Source organism: Pseudomonas sp. CNPSo 3701 (genome assembly GCF_028674975.1).
GTDB lineage: Bacteria > Pseudomonadota > Gammaproteobacteria > Pseudomonadales > Pseudomonadaceae > Aquipseudomonas > Aquipseudomonas straminea.
Window position 1 is genome coordinate 130,304 of record NZ_JAQZSI010000005.1, and the last position, 24,361, is coordinate 154,664.

Annotated in this window: 24 protein-coding genes and 1 pseudogene; 11 read left to right on the forward strand and 14 right to left on the reverse strand. The window is 61.4% G+C overall.

All coding sequences use genetic code 11. The features are described from left to right. Nucleotides 1-7 precede the first annotated feature (7 nt). The 3 genes from zapE to PVA39_RS17230 all read right to left on the reverse strand — a co-directional run bounded on the left by zapE (nucleotide 8) and on the right by PVA39_RS17230 (nucleotide 3,320). Nucleotides 8-1,102: a cell division protein ZapE gene (gene zapE / locus PVA39_RS17220; RefSeq protein ID WP_274125107.1), complete on the reverse strand. Its 1,095-nt coding sequence runs from the start codon at nucleotides 1,100-1,102 to the stop codon at nucleotides 8-10. Nucleotides 1,103-1,277: 175 nt separating this feature from the next. Then, nucleotides 1,278-2,627, reverse strand: a complete 1,350-nt coding sequence (locus tag PVA39_RS17225) for a tryptophan--tRNA ligase (RefSeq protein ID WP_274125108.1) — start codon at nucleotides 2,625-2,627, stop codon at nucleotides 1,278-1,280. 63 nt (nucleotides 2,628-2,690) lie between these two features. After that, nucleotides 2,691-3,320: an alpha/beta hydrolase gene (locus PVA39_RS17230; protein WP_274125109.1), complete on the reverse strand. Its 630-nt coding sequence runs from the start codon at nucleotides 3,318-3,320 to the stop codon at nucleotides 2,691-2,693. 173 nt (nucleotides 3,321-3,493) lie between these two features. Here PVA39_RS17230 and PVA39_RS17235 point away from each other — a divergent pair, with 173 nt between their 5' ends. Beyond that, nucleotides 3,494-3,934 (forward strand): YhcB family protein, encoded by a 441-nt coding sequence (locus PVA39_RS17235; protein WP_147176898.1) that lies wholly within the window; start codon nucleotides 3,494-3,496, stop codon nucleotides 3,932-3,934. An 86-nt stretch (nucleotides 3,935-4,020) separates the two neighbouring features. Next, nucleotides 4,021-4,656, forward strand: a complete 636-nt coding sequence (locus PVA39_RS17240) for a TetR family transcriptional regulator (RefSeq protein ID WP_093505339.1) — start codon at nucleotides 4,021-4,023, stop codon at nucleotides 4,654-4,656. Nucleotides 4,657-5,181: 525 nt separating this feature from the next. Here PVA39_RS17240 and azu read toward each other — a convergent pair. The 7 genes from azu to PVA39_RS17275 all read right to left on the reverse strand — a co-directional run bounded on the left by azu (nucleotide 5,182) and on the right by PVA39_RS17275 (nucleotide 12,440). After that, complete coding sequence (azu, locus tag PVA39_RS17245; RefSeq protein ID WP_274125110.1) at nucleotides 5,182-5,631, reverse strand: azurin; 450 nt, start codon at nucleotides 5,629-5,631, stop codon at nucleotides 5,182-5,184. A gap of 354 nt (nucleotides 5,632-5,985) precedes the next feature. Next, nucleotides 5,986-6,714 carry an ABC transporter ATP-binding protein gene (locus PVA39_RS17250; RefSeq protein ID WP_013789879.1) on the reverse strand — a complete coding sequence of 243 codons (729 nt, stop codon included), beginning with the start codon at nucleotides 6,712-6,714 and terminating at the stop codon, nucleotides 5,986-5,988. Further along, nucleotides 6,711-7,583, reverse strand: a complete 873-nt coding sequence (locus PVA39_RS17255; RefSeq protein ID WP_093505343.1) for an ABC transporter ATP-binding protein — start codon at nucleotides 7,581-7,583, stop codon at nucleotides 6,711-6,713. Before PVA39_RS17255 ends, PVA39_RS17250 begins: the two co-directional genes overlap by 4 nt. Beyond that, the gene (gene livM / locus PVA39_RS17260; protein ID WP_274125111.1) at nucleotides 7,580-8,854 is read right to left on the reverse strand and encodes a high-affinity branched-chain amino acid ABC transporter permease LivM; all 1,275 of its coding nucleotides are present in this window, start codon (nucleotides 8,852-8,854) and stop codon (nucleotides 7,580-7,582) included. Before livM ends, PVA39_RS17255 begins: the two co-directional genes overlap by 4 nt. 4 nt (nucleotides 8,855-8,858) lie before the next feature. Next, nucleotides 8,859-9,773, reverse strand: a complete 915-nt coding sequence (locus PVA39_RS17265; RefSeq protein ID WP_070887221.1) for an ABC transporter permease subunit — start codon at nucleotides 9,771-9,773, stop codon at nucleotides 8,859-8,861. A 236-nt stretch (nucleotides 9,774-10,009) separates the two neighbouring features. Further along, the gene (locus tag PVA39_RS17270) at nucleotides 10,010-11,131 is read right to left on the reverse strand and encodes a branched-chain amino acid ABC transporter substrate-binding protein (protein WP_192294582.1); all 1,122 of its coding nucleotides are present in this window, start codon (nucleotides 11,129-11,131) and stop codon (nucleotides 10,010-10,012) included. A gap of 418 nt (nucleotides 11,132-11,549) precedes the next feature. After that, nucleotides 11,550-12,440 (reverse strand): MBL fold metallo-hydrolase, encoded by an 891-nt coding sequence (locus tag PVA39_RS17275; protein ID WP_274125112.1) that lies wholly within the window; start codon nucleotides 12,438-12,440, stop codon nucleotides 11,550-11,552. A 214-nt stretch (nucleotides 12,441-12,654) separates the two neighbouring features. On the opposite strand from PVA39_RS17275, the pseudogene PVA39_RS17280 reads away from it, so the two are divergent. The 4 genes and pseudogenes from PVA39_RS17280 to PVA39_RS17295 all read left to right on the forward strand — a co-directional run. Then, nucleotides 12,655-12,795, forward strand: a pseudogene (locus PVA39_RS17280) (NYN domain-containing protein); the annotation flags it as partial. A 148-nt stretch (nucleotides 12,796-12,943) separates the two neighbouring features. Continuing rightward, nucleotides 12,944-13,528 carry a hypothetical protein gene (locus PVA39_RS17285; protein ID WP_274125113.1) on the forward strand — a complete coding sequence of 195 codons (585 nt, stop codon included), beginning with the start codon at nucleotides 12,944-12,946 and terminating at the stop codon, nucleotides 13,526-13,528. Nucleotides 13,529-13,539: 11 nt separating this feature from the next. Next, nucleotides 13,540-14,610 (forward strand): DUF262 domain-containing protein, encoded by a 1,071-nt coding sequence (locus PVA39_RS17290; RefSeq protein ID WP_274125114.1) that lies wholly within the window; start codon nucleotides 13,540-13,542, stop codon nucleotides 14,608-14,610. 558 nt (nucleotides 14,611-15,168) lie between these two features. Continuing rightward, complete coding sequence (locus tag PVA39_RS17295; protein ID WP_274125115.1) at nucleotides 15,169-15,702, forward strand: REP-associated tyrosine transposase; 534 nt, start codon at nucleotides 15,169-15,171, stop codon at nucleotides 15,700-15,702. Between the two features lie 163 nt (nucleotides 15,703-15,865). Here PVA39_RS17295 and PVA39_RS17300 read toward each other — a convergent pair whose 3' ends face one another. The 3 genes from PVA39_RS17300 to PVA39_RS17310 all read right to left on the reverse strand — a co-directional run bounded on the left by PVA39_RS17300 (nucleotide 15,866) and on the right by PVA39_RS17310 (nucleotide 19,067). Beyond that, entirely contained in the window at nucleotides 15,866-17,365 is a 1,500-nt protein-coding gene (locus PVA39_RS17300) for a CoA-acylating methylmalonate-semialdehyde dehydrogenase (protein WP_274125116.1), read from the reverse strand. 68 nt (nucleotides 17,366-17,433) lie between these two features. Further along, a complete protein-coding gene (locus PVA39_RS17305; protein WP_274125117.1) occupies nucleotides 17,434-17,721 on the reverse strand; it encodes a cupin domain-containing protein in 288 nt (95 codons plus the stop codon). Further along, a complete protein-coding gene (locus PVA39_RS17310) occupies nucleotides 17,721-19,067 on the reverse strand; it encodes an aspartate aminotransferase family protein (RefSeq protein ID WP_274125118.1) in 1,347 nt (448 codons plus the stop codon). Before PVA39_RS17310 ends, PVA39_RS17305 begins: the two co-directional genes overlap by 1 nt. 188 nt (nucleotides 19,068-19,255) lie before the next feature. Between PVA39_RS17310 and PVA39_RS17315 the strand changes: the two genes are divergently transcribed. Next, nucleotides 19,256-20,176 (forward strand): LysR family transcriptional regulator, encoded by a 921-nt coding sequence (locus PVA39_RS17315; RefSeq protein WP_147176908.1) that lies wholly within the window; start codon nucleotides 19,256-19,258, stop codon nucleotides 20,174-20,176. A gap of 179 nt (nucleotides 20,177-20,355) precedes the next feature. Here PVA39_RS17315 and PVA39_RS17320 read toward each other — a convergent pair whose 3' ends face one another. After that, nucleotides 20,356-20,715, reverse strand: coding sequence for a hypothetical protein (locus tag PVA39_RS17320; RefSeq protein ID WP_274125120.1), 360 nt, complete (start codon nucleotides 20,713-20,715; stop codon nucleotides 20,356-20,358). 228 nt (nucleotides 20,716-20,943) lie between these two features. Here PVA39_RS17320 and PVA39_RS17325 point away from each other — a divergent pair, with 228 nt between their 5' ends. From PVA39_RS17325 to PVA39_RS17340, 4 genes are all read left to right on the forward strand, one after another. Continuing rightward, nucleotides 20,944-21,867, forward strand: a complete 924-nt coding sequence (locus tag PVA39_RS17325; protein ID WP_274125121.1) for an aldo/keto reductase — start codon at nucleotides 20,944-20,946, stop codon at nucleotides 21,865-21,867. A 108-nt stretch (nucleotides 21,868-21,975) separates the two neighbouring features. Then, nucleotides 21,976-22,635, forward strand: coding sequence for a TetR/AcrR family transcriptional regulator (locus PVA39_RS17330; protein ID WP_274125122.1), 660 nt, complete (start codon nucleotides 21,976-21,978; stop codon nucleotides 22,633-22,635). Beyond that, nucleotides 22,635-23,222, forward strand: coding sequence for an IMPACT family protein (locus PVA39_RS17335; protein WP_274125123.1), 588 nt, complete (start codon nucleotides 22,635-22,637; stop codon nucleotides 23,220-23,222). The genes PVA39_RS17330 and PVA39_RS17335 overlap by 1 nt, the downstream gene beginning before the upstream one ends. Nucleotides 23,223-23,249: 27 nt before the next feature. Next, a complete protein-coding gene (locus PVA39_RS17340) occupies nucleotides 23,250-24,182 on the forward strand; it encodes a 2-hydroxyacid dehydrogenase (RefSeq protein ID WP_274125124.1) in 933 nt (310 codons plus the stop codon). Nucleotides 24,183-24,361 lie beyond the last annotated feature (179 nt).

Below are 24,361 nucleotides of genomic sequence, written 5' to 3' on the forward strand. Positions count from 1 at the left end.
GTACCGGTCAGGGCTTGTGCGGGCGCGAAAGGAACTCGTGGGACTGCATTTCCAGCAAGCGGCTCAGGGTACGCTGGAACTCGAAGCTCAGGCGCCCGCCGGTGTACAGATCCTTGAGCTCCACTTCGGCGGAGATGATCAGCTTGACGTTGCGGTCGTAGAACTCGTCCACCAGGTTGATGAAGCGCCGCGCCATGTCTTCCTTGGCCACGCTCATCTGCTCGACATTGGCGAGAATCACCGAGTGGAAGATCTTGCCCAGCTCGATGTAATCGTTCTGGCTGCGCGGGCCGTCGCACAGCTCGCGGAAATCGAACCAGCCCACGTCACCGCCGACCTTGCGCGCGACGATGGCACGGTTCTCGATCATCAGCGATTCGTTTTCCTGCACGGTGGTGTTCTCGTGCAGCAGGCTCTTGAAGCTCTTTTCCAGGCTCTGCTCGGCCGCGTCCCCAAGCGGAAAGTGGAACAGTTCGGCCTGCTCCAGCGCTCGCAGGCGGTAGTCGATGCCGCTGTCGACGTTGACGATCTCGGTGTGCACCTTCAAGAGCTCGATCGCCGGCAGGAAGCGCGCGCGCTGCAGGCCATCCTTGTAGAGGCCGTCGGGCACGATGTTGGAGGTGGCCACCAGGGTCACGCCGTTCTTGAACAGCTCTTCGAGCAGGGTCGCCAGGATCATCGCGTCGGTGATGTCGGAGACGAAGAACTCGTCGAAGCAGATCACCCGGAACTGCTCGGAGAAGCGCTTGCCGATCACCGTCAGCGGGTTCTTGACGTCCTTGAGCGAACGCATTTCCTCGTGCACACGCTTCATGAAGCGGTGAAAGTGCGTGCGTTCCTTTTCCTTGAACGGCAGGGCATCGAAGAAGGTGTCGACCAGGTAGGTCTTGCCACGGCCGACGCCGCCCCAGAAATACAGGCCCTTGACCGGGGTGACGGATTTCTTGCCGAACAGCTTGCCGAGCACGCCGGGCTTGTTGCGCTCGTCGGCGATCAACTCGTCATACAGGCGCTGCAGGTGGCGCACGGCCTTTTCCTGGGCAGCATCGTGAAAGAAGTCCGGACGTTTGAGGTCGGCCTGGTAGCGTTCGAGCGGAGTCATAGTGCGAAAACCGGGCAAGTGAAGCGGGGGCGACACTTTAACGACGCCCCCGGGGATTGGCAAATAGGCCCTATGGCTGGCGAGGTTTTAGCCTCGCCCCCAGGGCAGCGCAGGCGCCGGGCGGATTCGACATCCGCCGGCGCGCAGGCTCAGACCGCGGCGCGCGCCAATGGTCTCAGGCTTCTTCCGGCGCCAGTGCGTCACGCAGCCGGGCGATGGCAGCCTCGAGAGCCGCGGTGTCGGCGAAGGCCGGGCTTTCGCCGACCAGTTGGTCGTCCAGCCACACGCCAAAGACCTCGCCCTGGACGCGGATGTCCAGCGGCTCGCCGCTTTGCAGGCGCTTGCTCGCCTGCCCGGCTGCCTTGCCGTCGGCGAAGGCTGGCGACAGCAGCAGCTGCTCGCCGTCGGCATCGAGCAGGCGGAAACGGAAGCTGCCGTCCTCGTCGCGGAAGCTGACGAAGCGGGCGCGCTTGGCAGCCTTCTTCCTGGTATCGGCGGCTACCTGCACCTGCTCGCGGAACGAGCGCAGGCCCACCGCTTCGCGCAGCTCACCGAGGAACGGCGTGGCGATCTTGCGCGCCTTGGCGGCGCCGGCCAGCAGGATGTCTTCCAGATCGGCCGGGCGGGCGATCAGGGCGTGGTAGCGCTCGCGCGCCTCGCCCAGTTCGGCTTCCAGCAGTTCATAGAGCGCCTGCTTGGCTTCGCCCCAGGCCAGACCGCCGAGCAGCGCGGCGCGGAAATCTGCCTGCTGGGTCGGCGCGGCAAAGGCCTGGTAGATGGTGAACAGGTGCGAGTTGTCCGGATCCTTCGCCTCGCCCGGCTGGCGGGAGTCGGTGACGATGCGCGCCACGGCGTCCTTGAGCTGCTTGGAGCTGCCGAACAGCGGGATGGTGTTGTCGTAGCTCTTCGACATCTTGCGACCGTCGAGACCCGGCAGGGTGGCGACGTCTTCCTCGATCACCACTTCGGGCAGCTTGAACAGGTCCTTGCCCTGACCGAACAGGTGGTTGAAGCGCTGGCCGATATCGCGGGCCATTTCCACATGCTGAATCTGGTCGCGGCCAACCGGCACTTTCTGGGCGTTGAACATCAGGATGTCCGCAGCCATCAGCACCGGGTAGCTGAATAGGCCCATGGTCACGCCGGCGTCCGGGTCTTCACCGGCTTCCACGTTCTTGTCCACCGAGGCCTTGTAGGCGTGGGCGCGGTTGAGCAGGCCCTTGCCGGCCACGCAGGTCAGCAGCCAGCACAGCTCGGGGATTTCCGGGATGTCGGACTGGCGATAGAAGGTCGCCTTGTCGGTGTCCAGGCCCAGCGCCAGCCAGGTGGCGGCGATCTCCAGGCGCGAGCGCTGGATACGTGCCGGGTCATCGCACTTGATCAGCGCGTGGTAGTCGGCCAGGAAGTAGAAGGAATCCATGTCGGCGCGGCGGCTGGCGACGATGGCTGGGCGAATCGCGCCGGCATAGTTGCCCAGGTGCGGCGTGCCGGTGGTGGTGATACCGGTGAGAATACGAGTGGTCATGTTCAGGTTCGCTTTACGTGGACCATCTTGGGGATATGCCCTGCCGCAGTGGCACGCGGCAGATCAGAGGCGAGGCAGCAGCAGATCCTTGAGATCGGTCAGCTTGCCGTGAAAAAAGTGGCCGCATTCTGCCACTTTCAGCAGTTCGTGGGCACGCCCGAGGTTGGCAGACCAGTCGTAGACGCGCTGCGGCTCGATCACCTCATCGGCGTCCGGCTGAATCACCACCAACGGGCAGCGCTCGGCCGGCGGTGTTTCGGCGGTCAGGCGGGTAACGGCCGGGGCGATCATGAACAGCTTCGCCGGCTCGACGCCCTGTTGTTCCAGGCGACCGCCCAGGGCGGCAGCTACGAAGCCGCCGAAGGAAAAGCCCATCAGGGTGATCGGCAGATCCGGGTAGCGCTCGCGCAGCCAGTTGGCGATGGCTTCGGCGTCGTCGACTTCACCGGTGCCCATGTCGTGACTGCCGGTACTGGCGCCCACGCCGCGGTAGTTGAAACGCAGGGTGTGATAGCCGGCATCGCGGGCGGTGCGCTGCAGGGTCGACACCACCTTGTTGAGCATGGTGCCGCCCTGTACCGGGTTGGGGTGGCAGATCAGCGCGACGCCGCGCGCGTCAGTAACTTCCAGGCAAAGGGCTTCCAGCTGGCCGCTGGGGCCGTCGATCATCGTGGGGGTTTCGCGGATCAGCAACAGTGAACTCCGTGACCTTCAATCGGGTCGACTCGTCGAACGATGTACCCGCACCGCGTCTGCGCGTTGCCGGGTCAACACCTTAAAACACCTTCGCCTACACGCACTTAGCGGTGTACAGCGCAGGTTCCAGCCGTTAACGTAAAGCAAAGCCGTTTAGAGAGGAAGGACTCGTGGAACAGACGCTCACCGCCTGGTTGCTACCGGCACTTACCCTGGTCGCTGGCATCGCCATCGGTTTCCTGATCGCCCGTCTCGCGCCCAATGCCGCCCCCGGCCGCACGCAGCGCCAGCTGGACGAGATGCAGGAACGTTTCGAGGCCTATCAAAACGAAGTGGTCACCCACTTCAACACCACCGCCAATCTGGTCAAGAAACTGACCCAGAGCTATCACGACGTTCAGGAGCACCTGTCTCATGGTGCCGACCGCCTGGCGCTCGACGAAGTGACTCGCCAGCGCCTGCTCGCCACCCTGCACGCCGAGCCGAGCAGCGAAAAGCGCGAACGCCTGACGCCGCCGCGCGACATGGAAATCCCCAAGGACTATGCACCCAAGACCGGCGACGTACCGGGCATGCTCGACGAGAGCTACGGCCTGAAAAACCGCTACTGAGCCGTTAGCCTGCGATACCCGAACCCCGCCCCTTGGCGGGGTTTTTTGTTTAGGATGGGGCATCGACACCGACAAGGACGTGATTCATGCCAGCACGCCAGTCCCACCACCCCACCCGCCAGGCGCTGATGGACGCCGCGCGTGAGCTGCTGGACAGCGGCCGGGCCTTCAGCAGCCTGAGCCTACGTGAAGTGGCGCGGGCCGCCGGTATCGTGCCCACCGGTTTCTATCGTCACTTCAAGGACATGGACACCCTGGGCCTGGCTCTGGTGGCCGAAGTCGGCGAAACCTTCCGCACCACCCTGCGCCAGGTACGTCGCAACGAGTTCGAGCTGGGCGGCATCATCGATGCTTCGGTACAGATTTTCCTGCGTGCAGTAGAGCAGCACCGCGGCCAGTTCCTGTTTCTCGCTCGCGAGCAGTACGGTGGCTCGCTGCCGGTGCGCCAGGCCCTGGCAACCTTTCGCGATGATATCGCCGCCGACCTGACCAGTGACCTGAGCCTGATGCCCAAGCTGCAGCACCTCGACGAGGCGGCGCGCAGCATGCTGGCGGACCTGGTGGTGAAAACCGTGTTCGCTACCCTGCCCGAGCTGATCGACCCAGAGGCCACTGCCCTACCCGCCCACCGCCGGCCGGAAACCAAGATGATCGAGCAGCTGCGCTTCATCCTGATCGGCGCCAAGCGCTGGCGCGGCCTGAGTGCCGGCGACAAGCGCTGAACCGCGCTGAGCAGAAAATAACCAGGTCGCGCCAGCGCCCACGGCTCGTGGCCTGGAAGACAATGCGCGCACCTTATCCACAGCGTGCTCCACACCTTCCGTGGAAAAGCTTGCTACAAGTCGCGCTCAACGCACTGAAATCGTTGAAGTAATTGTTGACGCGACAGTGTTTTTCCGCACCCGGAAAGACTGATCAAATAACGATCAATCGTCTGTAAGCCTCACACCCAGAGGCCTGCAGCCGGACATGCTCACATTATCCACAGCACTGTACACAGCAACCGGGGAAAAGTTGATAACCGCGTTCTTCGCTCAGCTAACACCTTGTTTGCAAAGCGTTATCAGCGCTGATCAAAAATAGCGCTATGCGCGGCAGGCCACGTCGCCAGAGCGCTTCAGGGCCTTTTGCACATGATCGATACAGGCTTACCAACAAGCCCTGTGGGTAACCCGCACAACTCGCTGATTTTCATGCACAAATAAAAAGACCGCTGACTGGCAGCGGCCTTGAGATGAAGGCGGGAATCAGTCGACCAGGGTCAGCGCACCCTTCATCAGTGCGGCATGGCCGGGGAAGGAGCAGAAGAACTGGTAAGCGTCGGCAGCGTCCAGCTTGCTCACATCGAAGGTGACCGAGTCGGACTCGCCACCGCCGATCAATTTGGTGTGGGCGATCACCCGGGTATCGTCGGGCTTCAGGTAATCCTTGTCGACTCCAGCCCCGATGCCGTCGGCGCTGATCGCCTGCACGTCGGCGGTCTTGGCCACTACCAGGTTGTGGCCCATCACGTTCTTAGGCAGGTTGCCGACGTGCTTGAGTTCGATGGTGAAGGTCTTGCAGCTCTTGCTGACCTTGATCTCCTTGGTATCGAAGGTCATCTGGTCGGTGGAATGCACCTCCACCGAGCACTCGGCAGCCAACAGCGGCGTACTGAGCAGAGCCAGCACGGAGGCGACGGCAAACTTGCGAATCATGGGAGTCTCCTTGGCAGTGAAAACGTTCACAGCCTGCAGGGTGCCCTATCGGGCGAGCATTTCCCATGACCTGAGGCAACGGGCCGCAGTGATTCGTATCGACCATCCAGATAAGCCATCCATCGGCCATCCAGAAAAACTATCGAAACGATCCAGACAAGCAAGCAGCCGAATGATGAGACGGGGCGTAGGCTAAGCCCATATCGCAAGGAGAACGATCATGACCGCCATCGAGAGCCTGCAGCACTGGTTCGCCGCTTACGCACAGGCTGCCAGCGGCAGCGCCAGTTAAGCCGACCGGAAACACAACGGCCGCTGCAGAGCATTGCCCTGCAGCGGCCGCCGCATCATGCCCTAGTGTCCGCCCAGGTAGGCGTTGCGCACATCCTGATTGCCCAGCAGCTCCTGGCCGGTGCCGGTCATGCGGATTTCCCCGGTGACCATCACGTAGGCCCGATCACTCAGGCGCAGCGCGTGGTTGGCGTTCTGCTCGACCAGAAAGATGGTCATGCCGGTCTGCGCCAGCTCACGCAGAGTGGCGAAGATCTGCTTGACCACGATGGGCGCCAGGCCCAACGACGGCTCGTCGAGCAGCAGCAGCTTGGGGCGGCTCATCAACGCCCGGGCGATGGCCAGCATCTGCTGCTCACCGCCGGACATGGTCATCGCCCGCTGGTTGCGTCGCTCCTTGAGCCGCGGGAACAGGTCGAACATGCGCTGCATGTCCTCGTCGGCATGCTTGGCGCCGATGGGGATGGTGCCCATCAGCAGGTTCTCCTCCACACTCATGTCCGGGAACACCCGGCGCCCTTCCGGGGACTGAGCGATGCCGTTGGACGCCACGAAGTGGGTGCTCTTGCGGGTGATGTCCTCGCCGCGGTAGAGAATCTGTCCGCCGCTGGCCCGCGGCTGGCCGAAGATCGACATCAGCAGCGTGGACTTGCCCGCGCCGTTGGCGCCGATCAGGCTCACCGTTTCACCGGGGTTGATGTGCAGGTTGACCTTCTTCAGCGCCTGAATCTGCCCGTAATGCACGTCGACGTCCTTGAACGCCAGCAGCGGTGCCGTATTCACGTCGCTCATGCCACTTCCTCCTCTTCCGCGCCGAGGTAGGCAGCGATCACTTTCGGGTCGTTCTTGATGGCGTCCGGGCCGCCCTGGGCGATGACCAGCCCGTGGTCGAGGACGATGATGTGGTCGCTGATGCTCATCACCATGCCCATGTCGTGCTCGATCAGCAGCACGGTCATGCCGTGCTCGTCGCGCAGCAGGCGGATGATCTTGCTCAGCGCGTGAGTCTCCGAGGGGTTGAGGCCGGCGGCGGGTTCATCCAGGCAGATCAGCTCCGGGCCGGTGCACATGGCGCGGGCGATTTCCAGGCGGCGCTGCTGGCCGTAGGAAAGCTCGCCGGCCAGGTGGTTGGCCTGCTCGACCAGGTCGACCACTTCCAGCCAGTAGAAGGCGGTGTCCAACAGCTTGTTCTCGGCGCGCCGGTAGCCGGGCGTGTTGAGAATGCCCTTGATCATGCTGCGCTCGGCGAGCATGTGCTGGGCCACCAGGAGGTTTTCCAGCACGGTCATTTCCTTGAACAGACGAATGTTCTGGAAGGTGCGCGCCAGGCCTGCCCGGTTCACCAGGTGGGTACCACCGAACATCTTGTACCAGAGCCGCGAGCCGAACTGCGCCGGCTTCACGAAATCGTCAGCCTTGAACGGCTCGCCGAGAATCTGGATGACGTCGGTCTGCCGGCCCTGGGCGTTGAGCATGATCTTGCCGCCAGTGGCCGAGTAGAAGCCGGTCAGGCAGTTGAACACCGTGGTCTTGCCGGCGCCGTTGGGGCCGATCAGCGCGGAGATGGAATGGCGCTTGATCGAGAAATTGACGTCGCTGAGCGCCTTGATGCCGCCGAAGTGCATCATCAGGCCGTCGACCGAGAGGATGTTGTCACTCATGGCGCGACTCCTTTACGCGGGGCGATACCGATGCGGTTGATGCGAATCAGCCCGCGTGGTCGCCAGATCATCATCAGTACCATCAGCATGCCGAACAGCAGCACGCGGTAGTCGGCGAAGCTGCGCAGCAGCTCCGGGGCGATGGTCAGCACGAACGCGGCGATCACCACGCCCACGGTCGAGCCCATGCCGCCGAGCACCACGATGGCGAGGATCAGCGCCGACTCGAAGAAGGTGAACGAGGTCGGGTTGACGAAGCCCTGGTAGGTGGCGAAGAACACCCCGGCGATGCCCGCCGTGGAGGCGCCGAGCATGAAGGCCGAGAGCTTGACCAGCACGTGGTTCAGGCCCATGGAGCGGCAGGCGATTTCATCTTCGCGCAGCGCTTCCCAGGCGCGGCCGACCGGCATGCGGGTCAGGCGATGCTTGACGTACAGCACCAGCAGCACCACCAACACCAGCACGGCGTAGATGAACAGGAACTTCATGTTGGGGTTGTAGGCGATACCGAAGAACTCGTGGTACGGCACGCCACCATCCTTGGCACGGCGGGCGAACTCCAGGCCGAAGAAGGTCGGCGACGGCGCGCTCATGCCATTCGGGCCGCCGGTGACTTCCAACCAGTTGGTCAGCACCAGGCGGATGATCTCGCCGAAACCCAGGGTGACGATGGCCAGGTAGTCGCCGTGCATCCTCAGTACCGGAAAGCCCAGGATCATCCCGGCGAAGGCCGCCATGATCGCGGCCAGCGGCAGCAGGCTCCAGAAGCCCAGGCCCAGGTATTCGTAACCCATGGTCAGGCCGTAGGCGCCGATGGCGTAGAAGCCCACGAACCCCAGGTCGAGTAACCCGGCCAGGCCGACCACGATGTTCAGGCCGAGGCCGAGCAGCACGTAGATCAGGCCGAGGATGATCACCGTCAGCAGGTACTTGTTGGCGAAGAACGGGAAGATCAGCGCCAGCAGGATCAGCCCCGGAATGATCCAGCGCATGCGCGACACGTAGCCCGGCGGCTGCACGCCAACGCCGCCACCGGAGCGCTCGAAGCCCTCCAGCACCACACGGCCTTTCGGGGTTTGCAAGAACAGGCTAAGCACGAAGCGGCCCACCATCACCACGCCGACCATCCAGGCCACGCGGTCGAATTGCGGGGTGAAGTCGTAACCCTTGAGCACCACGCCCACCACCGGGCCGAACACGATCAGGGCGATCAACCCGGCCATCAGCGCATCGACCAGGCTCTTTTTCACATCGATAGAAGTCGTACTCACGGCATCACACCTTGGTTACCTGAGGACGGCCCAGCAGGCCCTGGGGACGGAAGATCAGAATCAGCACCAAGAGCGAAAAACTGAACACGTCCTTGTAGTCGGAATTGACCATTCCGGAGAACTGCGCCTCGGCCACGCCGAGGATCAGTCCGCCGAGCATCGCGCCGGGCAGCGAACCGATGCCGCCGAGCACCGCCGCGGTGAAGGCCTTGATGCCGATGATGAAGCCGGCATAGAAATCGAAGGTGCCGTAGTTCAGGGTGATCAGCACCCCGGCCAGCGCGCCCATGGAGGCGCCGATGACGAACACGTAGGAGATCACCCGGTCGGTATTGATGCCGAGGATCTGCGCCATCTTGCGATCCTGCTGGGTGGCGCGGCACATGCGCCCCAGGCGGGTCTTCTGGATGATGAAGGTCAGCGCCAGCATGCCGATGATGGCCGCGGCGATGATGAACAGCTTGGTGTAGGTGATCATCACGTAGCCATCGCCCACGTGCAGGCGCAGCGCGCCTTCGAGCATGGTCGGGATGCCCTGCTGCCGCGCACCCTGGCTGAGCTGCACATAGTTCTGCAGGATCAGCGACATGCCGATCGCACTGATCAGCGGCGCCAGGCGCGTGGAGTTGCGCAGCGGTTTATAGGCGATGCGCTCGATGGCGAAGCCGTACACCCCGGTGACGACGATGGTGAACACCAGCGTGCCGAGGATGACCAGCGGAAAGGAATGCACACCGAAGAAGGCCAGAACGGCGATGGCGATGGCGGCGAGGTAAGCCGAGACCATGTACACCTCGCCGTGGGCGAAGTTGATCATGCCGATGATGCCGTAAACCATGGTGTAGCCGATGGCGATCAGACCGTAGACCGAACCTAGGGTCAGGCCGTTGACCAGTTGCTGCAGGAAGATACCGTCCATTGAAAAATCTCTGAGTCCGTGACGGAAAGAAGCGCGAGGTCGCCAGGCGACCCCAGCAGCCCCGGCAGGTCATGGCCCGCCGGGTTTGGAGGTTCGTTCACGAGAGGCAGGGCAAATGAAGATGGAGCAATCATTTGTAGGAGGGGCCGGGCGGCGATCCGCTTTAGCCACGAGCTTTAACCACTCGTGGCTAAAGCCACTCCCACGCGCGCCCTGCCCCTTTGAAACCCCTTCTCTTAAAGCTGCTTGTACTTGCCGTCAGCGCCCCACTGGTACATCACGTAGTCGGAGACTTTCAGGTCGCCCTTCTCGTCGAACTCCTTCTTGCCCATCACCGTCTGCACCGGATGCTCCTTCAGCCAGGCAGCCGCCTTGGCGCCGTCGGTACCCTTGATGGCGCCAAACGCGGCCGCCACCACCTGCATCGAGGCGTAGGAGTACAGGGTGTAGCCTTCCGGCTCGTAGCCATTGGCGCGGAATTTCTCGATCACCGCCTTGCCGTCCGGGATCAGGCGCGGGTCGGCGCCAAAGGTCATCAGCACGCCATCGACGTATTGCGGGCCGCCGGCGGTGCCGACCATCTCGTCGGTGACGATGCCGTCGCCGGAGATGAACTTGGCGGTCACGCCCTGCTCGCGCATCTGGCGAACCAGCGGGCCGGCCTCGGCATGCAGACCACCGAAATAGACCACCTCGGCGCCGCTGGCGCGGATCTTGGTGACCAGGGCGTTGAAGTCCTTCTCGCCGCGGGTCAGGCCTTCGTACATCACTTCCTTCACGCCGCGCTTGTTGAGCTGCGCACGGGTGGCGTCAGCCAGGCCCTGGCCGTAGGTGTCCTTGTCGTGCACCACGGCGACCTTCTTGGCCTTTAGCACGTCGACGATGTAATCGCCGGCCACGATGCCTTGCTGGTCGTCACGGCCGCACATGCGGAACATCGCGGTCAGGCCGCGCTCGGTAACCTGCGGGTTGGTGGACGCCGGGGTAATCGCCAGAATGCCCGCCTCGTCATACACCTCGGACGCCGGCATGGTCGACGACGAGCAGAAATGCCCGATCACCGCCACCACCTTGTCCGCATCGACCATGCGGTTGGCCACAGAAACAGCCTGCTTCGGCTCACAGGCGTCATCGCCCTTCACCAGCTTGATCTTCTCGCCATTGATACCGCCCGCCGCGTTGATATCCGCCGCAGCCTGCTCGGCGCCGCGCCACAGCTGGTCACCGAACGCCGCGTTGCCGCCGGTCATCGGCGCGCCGACACCAATGGTGATGTCCGCGTGAGTCAGCGAGGAAAAACCCAGTGCGCCAGTGATCGCGAGCGCCAAGAAACCTTTCTTGAAAGACGTGTGAGGCATGGACGTGCTCCTGAGGAGTTTTAGGATTGGCCCGCCTGCAGGAGCAAGCGCTATGCCATTCGCACGACCGTTTGAAACTTCTAGACGAAAGTCGAGGTTGACGGCGATGTAACCGCAGGTGTCATGGCCCAATGCGTCACTTTCGATAGAAAAGGCGCCACGATCACGCCAAATCGCCGCTACAGACGCACCGCGACCGAGCAGAGCATCGTCCATGCTGGTGCAACCGAGGGAAACACTGCACAACCTTGGACAAGCTGCTTGCAGGCTTGTGAATGGCCGCTTTTTTGCCGCCCAAAGCTTATTCCAGAGCGGTCTATTCACCTTTCGGATTGGCCTAACAGCTGATTGCCGGTGTTGTAACCGGTAACAACATCGCCCTGGCATCAGCGATGACAGGGCGATGCCTTTTGCGGCCTTATTGCGGCCACTTCACCTCGCCCTTGATCACCTGGGCACTGAGCTCCAGGGACGACTCATCGGCCAGGTTCGGGTAGCGCTTGCGCATGGCGGCGATCAGCTGCGCCGAATCCTTGGCCTTGCCGGCCTCATCCTCGAAGGCCTGCAGGTACTCGCGAGTGGCGGCGACGGTCTGCGGTGAGTCTGGCAGGCTGCCATCGGCGTTGGCCAGGTAGTGACCGGGCACCACGCGGCTCGGCTTCAGCGCATCGATGGCCGCCAGGGTAGCCAGCCAGTCGCGGCGCGATTGCACGGTCTGGGTATCGGCCATCCACACATGGATATTCGCCGACACCGGGATGCCGCCGACGACGGTCTTCAGCGATGGAATCCACACGAAAGTACGCGCCGGCTCCTGCCCACGAATCTCCAGCACCTGACCATCCACGGTCAGCTTCGGTGTCTCCAGCGCCTCAGGCACCACCAGCGCCGCGGGCGCATTACCCTCCATGATCGGCCCCCAGTGGGCCAACTTGCCGTCCTTGCTCGCCTTGATGGCGGCCACCGTTTCGGCAGTGGCGACGATCTTCGCGTCCGGGAAGGCGCGGTGGATCACATCCAGCCCGAAGTAATAATCCGGGTCGCTGTGACTGATATACACGGCGGTCAACTTCTTGCCGGTGGCGCGCACCTTCTCGACCAGCGCCTGGGCATCGTCACGCTGGAATTGCGCATCGATCAGCACAGCCTCGGTAGGCCCGAACACGATCTGCGCCGACACCGGAAAAATCGACTTCGCACCCGGGTTGTAAACCTCCAGCTGCAGCGGCTCAGCCGCCATCACCTGACCGGCCACAGCCAGCACGGCACTGCCTAACAACAAAGGACGCAACAGACGAAGAGCTTTCATGGCATGGCCTCGCAAGGAAAAGTACGAGCCATCATAGAGAGACGGATAGGTTCGAAATACGGCCTAACGCGCAATGCTTTGTTGCGCGTTTTAGTACAAATAGCTGCTCATCCCATGCAGCCACCGCGCCCATGCGACTAAAAGCCATCCACACCTGGTGGCGCACCGCCAGTATTTCGCAGTAAGGTCGGCCATCGCCTTTCAAGGAAGAACCATGGCCAGCAAGAACGCGCCTGCCGCCCACCAGAAGCACCTCGCCGTCCTCATCGACGCCGACAACGCTCCCGCCGCTATCGTCGAAGGCCTCTTCGAAGAAATCGCCAAATACGGCGTCGCCAGCGTCAAACGCATATATATATAACTTGATGCAGCTAAAAAGCATTGACGAGCTGAACCATTCGTCACTGCCAACAGTGCTTCACAATGAAACCCTTAAAAACTAACTCGCTTTCATAGCCAAAAGCGACCAAAAGCAAATAAAACTTAAAAAAGAAAGTGAATACATGGATAAATACCAGCTAACTGCACTTCTAAAATCTCATGGAGGGAATCATGTCTACAACAACTTCCTCCTAACCGAAGACACTTGGATATTTAAAAAAAACTTCCCCAAAGATCCACTAGAAAAATACCATGAGTTCAAAATAAAAATCTCACAGGAATTAAACGTTTCGGTAAAAAACATTGCAATTTTTGGAAGTGCAAAATTCGGATTCAGCCTAAACCCCGCCAACGGCTTTAGAGAATTTAATGAAAAATCAGACATTGATTTAGTGGTAGTATCAAGAGATGCCTACGCTGAACTCTGGAACGCTTACTACGAGTGGACAAGAACCATTATAGGATCTGGAAAAGTCTCATATAACGAAATAGCCAAAAGCGTATTCAAGCATCACGTTTCTGTCAAAAGTGATGAACTTACCGGAGACCAGCTAAAATATTTCCACACCTGGGTACAGAAAGTAGACAAATTAAAACTTAGTCTACAGACAAAATTCCTTCTTCCAGAGGAAATAAACTATAGAGTCTATGATGACTGGAAGTATGTAGAGCACTATTACTCAGACGGCCTCGACAAACTAATTTAAAAGGATAAAAAATGAACATTAACAAAAGTATGGATACAGAGTCGCGCCCAATCAAATGGATCATAGATGAATTCAAGAATTCCAACCTTTACGTAGACGAAACTTTTCAAAGAAAGTCAGTATGGATAAGAAAAGAAAAAATATCTTTAATTGAAACCATAATCCTTGGCTACCCGATTCCTGAAATATATCTATGGGAGACTGGAACGGACCCTAACACAGGAAATACCAAATATAGCATCATTGATGGCCAGCAGAGAATCAGGACAGTATCTGAATTTATAGAAAACAACCTAAAGCTGACAGACTCAGGGCTAGAGTTTCCGAGCGCAAATTATAAAGGAATGACTTTCAACGAACTTGAACCCAACCAAAAAAGCGACATCTGGTCTTATAAAATATCTGTACGCTTTGTCAAGGATCACGTCACAAGAGAAGAAATAGTAAAGATGTTTCTTCGTTTAAATAAATCATCTACAACACTCAATCCTCAAGAACTGCGCAACGCAGAGTTCAATGGGCTATTCCTTAAAACCGCAGAGCATGTAGCATCTCTTGACTTTTGGAAAAACCATAATATTTTCTCGGACGGTGAGATTCGAAGGATGCTCGACATCCAACTTTCAAGCACGCTAATAATCTTCGTAAGAAGCGGCTTCGAAGACGAAACCACTCAATCCGCAATAAACAAAATGTACGATCTCTTGAACGAGGACTATCCCGACAGAGATAAGAACATCAATGAAATATCTGCAACACTTGAAAAAATTGATCAACTTATTAAGTACAACCCAGAACTAGAAACCCCAATCAAAAAGAAAACTCACCTGTACACAATATTCACACTTACTCATACGCACGATCTTAATAACGATATCGAAATAAAAAGCTTCTCATCCAAACTATCACAATGGTTCACTTGGCTAAGTGAAATTGAATCGGGCATTGACATGGGTGGGTGGCATGAAAAAATATCGGAATATCGCAGACTTAGCCAAGAAGGAGTGCAAAAGAAAGCAAACCGCCTCCAACGCTATCTGCTGCTTAAAGATTTTATGGATACATCTTCAGAGAATACATAGAGCGAATAATACGAAGCCTTTGCATTTTGATGTTCAAGGTAATACCTCAGACATACGCCAATCGCCCCTTCAGAAGGCCGAACGGAATCGTTGTGTAGAGGGTTGAGCGGCATGGATGCCGCGAGAGCCGCGATGGGCCAGGGATGGCCCTTCGCGGCGGGCCCTCGGAGCAATGATGGAGTGAGGGAAGTCGAGCGCAGCGAGACCCGGATGATGGGGCACAGCGTTTTTGCTTACTTTTTTGGCGTTTGAAAAAAGTGAGTCGCCGTAAGGGCGAAACCGGTTTTTCAGGCGATAGATGGGCGGCGTCGAAGTGCGATCCGAAGGAAGTGGATGCAACTCCAAGAAATGTGCCGATGCCAATATCGATTCGCGGGCATGGCCCGCTCCCACAGTTGGAGCGCCCACAATTGCCGCTTTCACCCTCTCCCGTCGCCACAGCCATAGTTCGTAGCCTGGGTTGAGCGCAGCGATACCCAGGGCACCGATTCCCAGGTATCGCTCTGCTCAACCCGGGCTACATTTGAGCGGTATTTCTTCTGCAAGAGACTGCAGGCAATGGTGCTGTATCGCCGCGACAAAACCCCGGGCGCCACTTGGTTCTTCACACTCAATCTGGCAGATCGCCGCCGCGACTTGCTGACCGCACATATTGATGTGTTGCGTGGCAGCTTCCGGCATGTGATGCGCCTTCGTCCGTGGCGCATCGACGCTATCGTCATCCTTCCCGATCACCTGCACGCCCTGTGTACCCTGCCACCTGGCGATGCGGATTTCGCCTTACGTTGGCGGCTTATCAAGAGTGGTTTTTCCAGAGCCCTGCCGAGCAGCGAACGGATATCCGCCAGCCGTCAGCGCAAGGGCAAGCGAGGCATATGGCAGCAGCGTTTCTGGGAACACCGGATTCGTGACGACGAGGACTTCGCCCGGCATGTCGATTACATCCACCACAACCCGCGCAAGCATGGGCATGTCGAGCGGGTGGTTGATTGGCCGTGGTCGTCGTTTCATCGTTATGTGGCGGTGGGGTTGCTGCCGGCGGACTGGGCGGGCAGCGGGGACGATGAGATGTTTACGGGTGAGAGGTTGTAGGTGCTTTGAAAATCATCCCCGGGTGTCGCTTCGCTCGACGCCGGGCTACGAGTCGCGCGTAGCCTGCGGTTGAGCGTAGCGATACCCAGGAATGCCGACGCAATTATCACCACCAATGAAAAGGCCGATCAACCGATCGGCCTTTTCGCACCCTCACCCCACCTCAACTATTGCTGGGAAACGCAAACTGCGCCGCCTCGTGGGTCTTGCGCTGCGGCCAGCGCTGGGTGATCGACTTGCGGCGAGTGTAGAAGCGCACGCCGTCCGGGCCGTAGGCGTGCAGGTCACCGAACAGCGAGCGCTTCCAGCCGCCGAAGCTGTGGTAGGCCACCGGCACCGGCAGCGGCACGTTGACGCCGACCATGCCCACTTCGATCTCGTCGCAGAACAGCCGCGCCGCTTCGCCGTCGCGGGTGAAGATGCAGGTGCCGTTGCCGTACTCGTGGTCGTTGATCAGCTTCATGGCGGTTTCCAGGCTGTCCACGCGGACGATGCACAGCACCGGGCCGAAGATCTCGTCGGTGTAGATGCTCATGTCCGCGGTCACCCGGTCGAACAGGCTGCCGCCAAGGAAGAAGCCGCTTTCATTGCCGGATACGCTCAGGCCGCGGCCGTCGACCACCAGTTGGGCGCCAGCAGCCACACCGGCATCGATATAACCGGTGACCTTGTCCTTCGCCGCCGCGGTGACCAGCGGGCCCATGTCCAGGCCGCACTGGGTGCCGGCGCCGATCTTCAGGGCATTGATCTGCGGAACGATGCGCTCGACCAGGGCGTCGGCGATCTGGTCGCCCACGCACACGGCCACCGAGATGGCCATACAGCGCTCGCCGCAGGAGCCGTAGGCGGCGCCCATCAGCGCGCTGACGGCGTTGTCGAGGTCGGCATCGGGCATCAGCACCGCGTGGTTCTTGGCGCCGCCCAGGGCCTGCACGCGCTTGCCGTGCTTGCTGCCTTCGGCATAGATGTATTCGGCGATCGGCGTGGAGCCGACGAAGCTCAGAGCCTTGACTTCCGGCGCCTGAATCAACGCATCCACGGCGCTCTTGTCGCCGTGCACCACGTTGAGCACGCCATTGGGCAGGCCGGCTTCGTGGAGCAGTTGGGCGATGTACAGAGTGGAGCTCGGGTCGCGCTCGGACGGCTTGAGGATGAAGCAGTTGCCGCAGACGATGGCCAGCGGGTACATCCACAGCGGCACCATGGCCGGGAAGTTGAACGGGGTGATGCCGGCGACCACGCCAACCGGCTGGAAGTCGCTCCAGGCGTCGATGTTGGGGCCGACGTTGCGGGTGTATTCGCCCTTGAGGATTTCCGGCGCTGAGCAAGCGTATTCGACGTTCTCGATACCGCGCTTGAGCTCGCCGGCAGCGTCTTCGAGGGTCTTGCCGTGTTCTTCGGCGATCAGCTTGGCGATGGTGTCTTCGTGCTGCTCGAGCAGCTGCTTGAAGCGGAACATCACCTGGGCGCGCTTGGCCGGTGGCGTGTTGCGCCAGGCCGGAAAGGCCTCTTTGGCCGAGTCGATGGCTTGCTGCACGGTGGCCACGTCGGCCAGGGCAACGCGACGAATCGCTTCGCCGGTGGCCGGGTTGAACACGTCGGCGCTGCGGCCGCCCTGGCCGTCGGTGAGTTGGCCATGGATCAGGTGCTGGATGGTGGTCATTGATTCCTCCGAATGCTGTTCGCTTGGGCGGCAGCGATGCAGGCCGCCGCCGCAGGAAATGGGGGTTGTCACTTGAGTTCGGTTTCGACGAAGACCACTTCGTGGTCGCTGGCGTTGACCACGTTGTGCTCGACGCCCGCCTTGCGGAAGTAGCTCTGCCCGGCGACCAGCGTCGCGTGCTTGTCACCGTCCGCGGTTTCCAGCAGCAGCGTGCCGTCGGTCATCGGCACCACCACATAGTCGTAGCCATGGCGGTGGCGGCCGGTTTCGGCGCCCGGTGCGAAGCGCCACTCGGTGACGATCACCTCGTCGTTATCCACCTGCACGGTAGCTACTGCCTGCTGCCGGCCTGCCATCAGGCGATACCCTGCAGAGCGTCGCCGACGGCGCTGAACACGCGGTCGAGGTCTTCGATCTTGGCGTTGAACATCGGCCCGAACTGCAGGCCGTCGCCGCCGAAGCGTACGTAGAAACCGGCCTTCCACAGGGCGATACCGGCCTCGTACGGGCGGATGGTCGGATCGCCGTCACGGGGCGCCAGCTGGATCGCCCCGGCCAGGCCGCAGTTGCGGATGTCGACCACGTGCTTGGCGCCCTTGAGGCCATGGATGGCGTTCTCGAACTTGAGCGCCAGCTCGGCGGCCTGCTGGATCAGGTTCTCGCGCTTGAGCAGCTCCAGCGAAGCCAGGCCGGCGGCGCAGGCTACCGGGTGGGCGGAATAGGTGTAACCGTGGGTGAATTCGATCATGTGCTCGGGCGTCGGCTGGCCCATGAAGGTCTGGTAGATCTCGCGGCTGGCGATCACCGCGCCCAAGGGAATGGCGCCGTTGGTGATCTGCTTGGCGACGTTGAGGATGTCCGGCGTCACGCCGAAGTACTCGGCGCCGGTCCACTTGCCCATGCGGCCGAAGGCGGTAATCACTTCATCGAAGATCAGCAGGATGTTGTGCTGGGTGCAGATCTCGCGCAGGCGCTGCAGGTAGCCTGCCGGCGGCACGATGACACCGGCCGAGCCGGACATCGGCTCGACGATCACCGCGGCGATGTTCGAGGCGTCGTGCAGCTCGATCAGTTTGAGCAGCTCGTTGGCCAGCTCGACGCCGCCGGTCTCGGCCATGCCCTTGGTGAAGGCCATGCCCGGCTGCAAGGTGTGCGGCAGGTGGTCGACGTCCATCAGCTGGCCGTACATCTTGCGGTTACCGGCTATGCCGCCAAGGCTGGTGCCGGCGATGTTGACGCCGTGGTAGCCGCGGGCGCGACCGATGAACTTGGTCTTGCTGGCCTGGCCCTTGAGGCGCCAGTAGGCCTTGGCCATCTTCACCGCGGTGTCGGCGCACTCGGAGCCCGAGCCGGTGAAGAACACATGGTTGAGTTCGCCCGGCATCAGGTCGGCCATCTGCTCGGCCAGCTTGAACGACAGCGGGTGGGCGTACTGGAAGCCCGGCGAATAGTCGAGGGTGCCGAGCTGCTTGGCGACCGCTTCCTGGATCTCCTTGCGGCAATGGCCAGCGCCGCAGGTCCACAGGCCGGACAGGCTGTCGTAGACCTTGCGACCGGAATCGTCGGTTAGCCAACTGCCTTCGCCGGCGACGATGATCCGCGGGTCGCGCTGGAAGCTACGGTTGGCGGAAAACGGCATCCAGTGGGCGTCCAGCTTCAGCTGGCTGGCCAGGGGCGGCGTGGCGGTCTGCGGCATGTTCATGGCGATGGCCTCGGCAGTGGCGGCGTGATCAGGGACAACGTGGGAGCGGCTTTAGCCGCGAGAATCAGCAGCAATCGCGGCTGAAGCCGCTCCCACGAGTATGTGCATCAGTTGTCAGCCAAGGTGCCACAGGCATAAAGTCACTCAAACCTGACTCTTCGAATCCTCAGTTCACTGGTGACTAAACAATGAGCGCCCGACGCCCAGAGCCCCTCGCCCAGGTCAGCGACTTCGATATCCGCCTGCTCAAGCTGTTTCGCAGCGTGGTCGAATGCGGCGGCTTCTCTGCCGCGGAGAGCGTGCTGGGCATTGGCCGCTCGGCGATCAGCCAGCAGATGAGCGACCTGGAACAGCGCCTCGGCCTGCGCCTGTGCCAGCGTGGTCGCGCCGGCTTCGCACTGACCGAGGAAGGCCGCGAGGTGTACCAGTCGACCCAGCAACTACTGGCGGCGCTGGAGAGCTTCCGCACCGAGGTCAACGGCTTGCACCAGCACCTGCGTGGCGAGCTGAACATCGGCCTGACCGACAACCTGGTGACGGTGCCGCACATGCGCATCACTGGCGCCCTCGCCCGCCTCAAGGCGCTGGGGCCGGACGTGCGGGTGAACATCCGCATGACGCCGCCCAGCGAGGTCGAGCAAGGCGTGCTCGACGGGCGCCTGCATGTCGGCGTGGTGCCGGTGGTCGGCGGGCTTTCCGGTCTGGATTACCAGCCGCTGTACGATGAGCGTTCGCTGCTCTACTGCGCGGTCGGCCACCCGCTGTTCTACGTCGATGATCGCGAATTGCCGGACGAGCGCCTCAACGCCCAGGACGCCATCGCCCCAACCTTCCGCCTGCCGCCGGAGATCCAGAACCACTACGGCGTGCTCAATTGCACGGCCAGCGCGTCGGACCGCGAAGGCATGGCGTTTCTGATCCTCACTGGGCGCTACATCGGCTACCTGCCGGATCACTATGCCGAGGCATGGATCAAGGAAGGCCGCCTGCGCGCACTCAAAGCCAGTACGCGCTTCTACGACATCAGCCTGGCCTCGGTGACCCGCAAGGGCCGCCGGCCCCATCTGGTGCTGGAGAGCTTCCTGCAAGAATTGGCGGCCAGCGCCTGAGTGGTCGCTTTCTGATCAACTGGCTGTGCGCTTGAGGGGGCGGCATAAAGGCAGAAGCGGACGATGGCTGGCGCTTTTGTGGGAACGGGCCATGCCCGTGATTGCTTCGCGGGCATGGCCCGCTCCCACAGGTAATGCACAAACGGCCGCTACCGCCATCTTTCAACCATTCAGGCGCCCTACTCGACCTTTTCGTAATGCCCGCCACAGTCGACGAAGCAACTCTTGTAGACCTCGGAGCAGATTCGGTAGTCAGGCCCGTCGATTGCCGTGGGCTGCGGGCACAGCGACTGGAGGTTTGGGTCGCGGGTGCTGTTGTGCAGGCAATTCTGGTAGGTCTGATTCTGGGCATCGTAGATGACTTTGAGGCCTTGGTAGGACTCATCCTCACGGCGCTCACAAGCACTCTTCGTTTCGTGGCACTGCTGGACGCAGGCCTGACCTTCGGCCGTTTGCGGGGGCACTTCGCGGTACTGGGTGCAGCCGCCGAGCAGGGTCAATGCGGCAAGCAGGGTCACGGGCAGAAAACGATAGGGCACGGTTGCAAATCCTTGTGAGGTTTGAGCAGGCCACCTGAGCGCAGCGGCAGGAAGCCTCTTTCTGAGAACAGGTGCCCTGGATGGTTCCCCGCTGAGCAGGTTTTCAACGAGCGTGACGCCAGGCCTGAGCGACATAACAGGTAACAAGTCATCCTGGCGATGCAACCGATTGGCCAGAGTGGACGACTAACCTCATCTGCCTATCCCTTTTCGCAGCGGAGCACGCCAATGCCCAGCCGTCGCCATTTCCTGCAGGGCAGTGCCGCCCTGATGACCCTCGCCGCCAGCAGCCAGTTGCTGCCCGGTTTCGCCTTCGCCGCCAATCCGGTCGCAGTCCTGAAACGCAAGATCCCGTCCAGCGGCGAGAGCCTGCCGGTGATAGGCCTGGGCACTTCGCAAACCTTCAACGTGGGCCTCGACGAGGCCAGCCTGGAGGATCTCGATGAAGTGATGCGCGCCTTCATCAATGGCGGCGGCACGCTGATCGACACCGCGCCCAGCTATGGCCGGGCAGAGGCGGTGACCGGCGAGCTGCTCAAGCGCACCAAGACCCAGGGCAAGGCGTTTCTCGCTTCCAAGCTGTCGAGCACCGGCCGCGAGCGCGGCCTGGCGCAGTTCGAGGCCAGCCTCAAGGCGCTGCAGACCGACAAGCTGGACCTCTTGCAGGTGCACAACCTGCAGGACACCACCACCCAGTTGGCCCTGGCCCGCGAGCTGCGTGAACAGGGCAAGGTGCGCTACATCGGCATCACCCATTACATCGAGTCGGCCCATGACGATCTGCTCGCCGTGCTGGCCAAGGAGAAGGTCGACTTCGTGCAGCTCAATTATTCGGTGGGCGAGCGCAATGCCGAGAAACGCCTGTTGCCCTACTGCCGCGACAACGGCATCGCCACGCTTATCAACCGGCCGTTCCAGCGCGCGCAGCTGCTCGGCAAGGTCAAGGGCAAACCGCTGCCGGAATGGGCCACGGAGATCGACGCGACCTCCTGGGCGCAGTTGCTGCTCAAGTTCATCCTCGCCGACGAGGCCGTGACGGCGGTGATTCCGGCCACCTCCAACCCGCGCTACATGGTCGACAACCTCAAGGCCGGCCAGGGTCGCCTGCCCAATGCCGAGCAGCGCGAGCGCATCGTCCAGGCGTTCAGCTGATCGGCAGGGTTTGCGCGGACATACACTGGGTTTCCACGGCGCTTGTCACACCCGCTACGGTGGAGTATTTCTCACCCGCTGAGTCCTCGATACCACGGAAGCCCTTTGATGCCCCCCGACGTCACCGCTCCACGCGCCACCACTGGCAAACCAACTGGCCGCATCCGGCAGAAGAACGAAGAAGCGATCATCGCCGCCGCCGTGGACCAGTTTGCCCGCCACGGCTTCAAGGGCACGAGCATGAATACCATCGCCCAGGCGGTAGGCCTGCCCAAGGCCAACCTGCATTACTACTTCAGCAGCAAGCAGGGTCTGTACCTGGCCGTGCTAAGCAACATCCTGGAGATGTGGGACAGCGCCTTCGACAGCATGAGCGTCGATGACGACCCGGCCGAGGCGCTGGAGCGCTATATTCGCGCCAAACTGGAATTCTCGCGCCGTTACCCGAAAGCCTCGCGGGTGTTCGCCATGGAAGTGATCAGCGGCGGCGCCTTCCTGTCCCAGCATCTCGTCGAGGATCAGCAGAACTGGTTCCGCGACCGCGCGGCGATCTTCGAGCAGTGGATCGCGGCCGGCAAGATGGACGCCGTCGACCCTACCAACCTGATCTTCATGATCTGGAGCAGCACCCAGTACCACGCCGATTTCGCCTCGGAGATCTGCCGGGTCACCGGCCGTTCGCGCCTGACCAAGCCCGACTACCAGGCCGCGGCGGACAATATGGTGCGCATCATCCTCAAGGGTTGCGGGCTGAAGCCGAGCGTCTGATGCCTTATCTGCTACTCGCCCCTTGTGACTACCGCGAGGAGATCCGCAAGAGCCGCTTTCTCGCCCAGGCCCGCGCCATCAGCAGCGCGGCCGATGCCCAAGCGTTCATCGACGAAGTCAGCGACCCGGCCGCCTCGCACAATTGCTGGGCCTGGAAGCTCGGCCAGCAATACCGTTTCAGCGACGACGGCGAGCCCGGCGGCACCGCCGGCCGGCCGATTCTCGCCGCCATCGAGGGCCAGGGCTTCGACGCTGTGGCCGTGGTGGTGACGCGCTGGTACGGCGGCATCCAGCTCGGCACCGGCGGCCTGGCCCGCGCCTATGGCGGCAGCGCCAACAAATGCCTGCAGAACGCCGAGCGCCAGGAACAGGTGCCGCGCACCGCCTGCGTCTGCCATTGCGGCTTTGCCGAACTGGCCCTGCTCAAGTCGCGCCTGGCCGAATTCGACGCCGTGCTGGAGCAGGAAAGTTTCGATGGGGAAGGTGCCGAACTAGAGCTGGCCGTGCCACAAGCGCAGATCGAAGGCCTGCAACGTCTGCTTGCCGACATCAGCCGCGGGCGCAGTAGACTGCGCATTATCGAGTGACAATCGACCACTTGCCATGGAGCCGTCATGAAGCCGCATCTGCTGATTCTCAACCCGCTTAGTGACGCCAGCCTGGCGCGTATCGCCGAGCAGTATCAGGTCACCCACGCCCCAAATGCCGAGGCCCGCGAGGCGGCCATCGCCGAGCACGGCGCGAGCATCGCAGCGGTGCTGACCATCGGCACCATCGGCCTAACCGGCGAGGAAATCGCCCGCCTGCCCAAACTCGGTTTTGTCGGTACGCTCGGTGTGGGTTACGAGAAGGTCGATATAAAATCCGCCCGCGCTCGTGGCATCGCCCTGAGCAATGGCGCCGGCAGCAACGCGGTGTGCGTCGCCGACCACGCCATGGCCCTGCTGCTGGCGGCGATTCGTGACGTACGCCGGCTGGATAACGCCTGCCGCGCCGGCATCTGGCGCGACGCCCTGCCGATGACCGACGGCGTCAGTGGCAAACGCCTGGGCATCCTTGGCCTCGGCGCCATCGGCGAACAGCTCGCCCGCCGCGCCGCGGCATTCGATATGCCGGTGGGTTACCACAATCGCTCACCAAAAGCGGACAGCCCGCACCGCTACTTCGCCAGCGTGCGGGAATTGGCCGAGTGGTGCGACTGTCTGGTGGTTGCCATTCCCGGCGGCGCCGCGACTCATCACCTGGTGAATGCCGAAGTGCTGGATGCGCTGGGGTCGCAGGGTTATCTGGTCAACGTGGCGCGCGGCAGCGTGGTGGACACCGCTGCATTGGGCACCGCACTGCGCGAAAAACGCATCCGCGCCGCGGCGCTGGACGTGTACGAAAGCGAGCCGCTGCCGCCCACTGAACTACTCGACCTCGATAACCTGACCATCACCCCGCACGTCGGCGGCAACTCACCCCAGGCGCTGGAGCAGTCACTGTCGCAGTTTCTCGACAATATTGGTCGGCATTTTCGGGGAGAGGCGTTGCTGACGCCGATCTAAGCTGGGCATGGATTGGCTGCAGGCGGGTGAACTAATCCCCTCACCCGTTAAAAAATTGGTGGGCTATCGCCCACCCTACGATTGAACAATGTGGGCTCCCACTGGGTAATAGACCGTAGGATGGGTGCAACCCATCGCCTAAAATGCCCAGCCCGTAGGGTAGCCCGGGCCGTGAAGTT

Coding starts and splice junctions, on each gene's coding strand:
- PVA39_RS17225 (WP_274125108.1), bottom strand. CDS start 2,627: ATGACCACTCGTATTCTCACCGGTATCACCACCACCGGCACGCCGCAC.
- PVA39_RS17330 (WP_274125122.1), top strand. CDS start 21,976: ATGCCCCCCGACGTCACCGCTCCACGCGCCACCACTGGCAAACCAACT.
- PVA39_RS17290 (WP_274125114.1), top strand. CDS start 13,540: ATGAACATTAACAAAAGTATGGATACAGAGTCGCGCCCAATCAAATGG.
- PVA39_RS17335 (WP_274125123.1), top strand. CDS start 22,635: ATGCCTTATCTGCTACTCGCCCCTTGTGACTACCGCGAGGAGATCCGC.
- PVA39_RS17275 (WP_274125112.1), bottom strand. CDS start 12,440: ATGAAAGCTCTTCGTCTGTTGCGTCCTTTGTTGTTAGGCAGTGCCGTG.
- PVA39_RS17300 (WP_274125116.1), bottom strand. CDS start 17,365: ATGACCACCATCCAGCACCTGATCCATGGCCAACTCACCGACGGCCAG.
- PVA39_RS17270 (WP_192294582.1), bottom strand. CDS start 11,131: ATGCCTCACACGTCTTTCAAGAAAGGTTTCTTGGCGCTCGCGATCACT.
- PVA39_RS17285 (WP_274125113.1), top strand. CDS start 12,944: ATGGATAAATACCAGCTAACTGCACTTCTAAAATCTCATGGAGGGAAT.
- PVA39_RS17255 (WP_093505343.1), bottom strand. CDS start 7,583: ATGAGTGACAACATCCTCTCGGTCGACGGCCTGATGATGCACTTCGGC.
- PVA39_RS17250 (WP_013789879.1), bottom strand. CDS start 6,714: ATGAGCGACGTGAATACGGCACCGCTGCTGGCGTTCAAGGACGTCGAC.
- PVA39_RS17310 (WP_274125118.1), bottom strand. CDS start 19,067: ATGAACATGCCGCAGACCGCCACGCCGCCCCTGGCCAGCCAGCTGAAG.
- PVA39_RS17265 (WP_070887221.1), bottom strand. CDS start 9,773: ATGGACGGTATCTTCCTGCAGCAACTGGTCAACGGCCTGACCCTAGGT.
- PVA39_RS17315 (WP_147176908.1), top strand. CDS start 19,256: ATGAGCGCCCGACGCCCAGAGCCCCTCGCCCAGGTCAGCGACTTCGAT.
- PVA39_RS17325 (WP_274125121.1), top strand. CDS start 20,944: ATGCCCAGCCGTCGCCATTTCCTGCAGGGCAGTGCCGCCCTGATGACC.
- azu (WP_274125110.1), bottom strand. CDS start 5,631: ATGATTCGCAAGTTTGCCGTCGCCTCCGTGCTGGCTCTGCTCAGTACG.
- PVA39_RS17295 (WP_274125115.1), top strand. CDS start 15,169: ATGGTGCTGTATCGCCGCGACAAAACCCCGGGCGCCACTTGGTTCTTC.
- PVA39_RS17305 (WP_274125117.1), bottom strand. CDS start 17,721: ATGGCAGGCCGGCAGCAGGCAGTAGCTACCGTGCAGGTGGATAACGAC.
- PVA39_RS17340 (WP_274125124.1), top strand. CDS start 23,250: ATGAAGCCGCATCTGCTGATTCTCAACCCGCTTAGTGACGCCAGCCTG.
- zapE (WP_274125107.1), bottom strand. CDS start 1,102: ATGACTCCGCTCGAACGCTACCAGGCCGACCTCAAACGTCCGGACTTC.
- PVA39_RS17240 (WP_093505339.1), top strand. CDS start 4,021: ATGCCAGCACGCCAGTCCCACCACCCCACCCGCCAGGCGCTGATGGAC.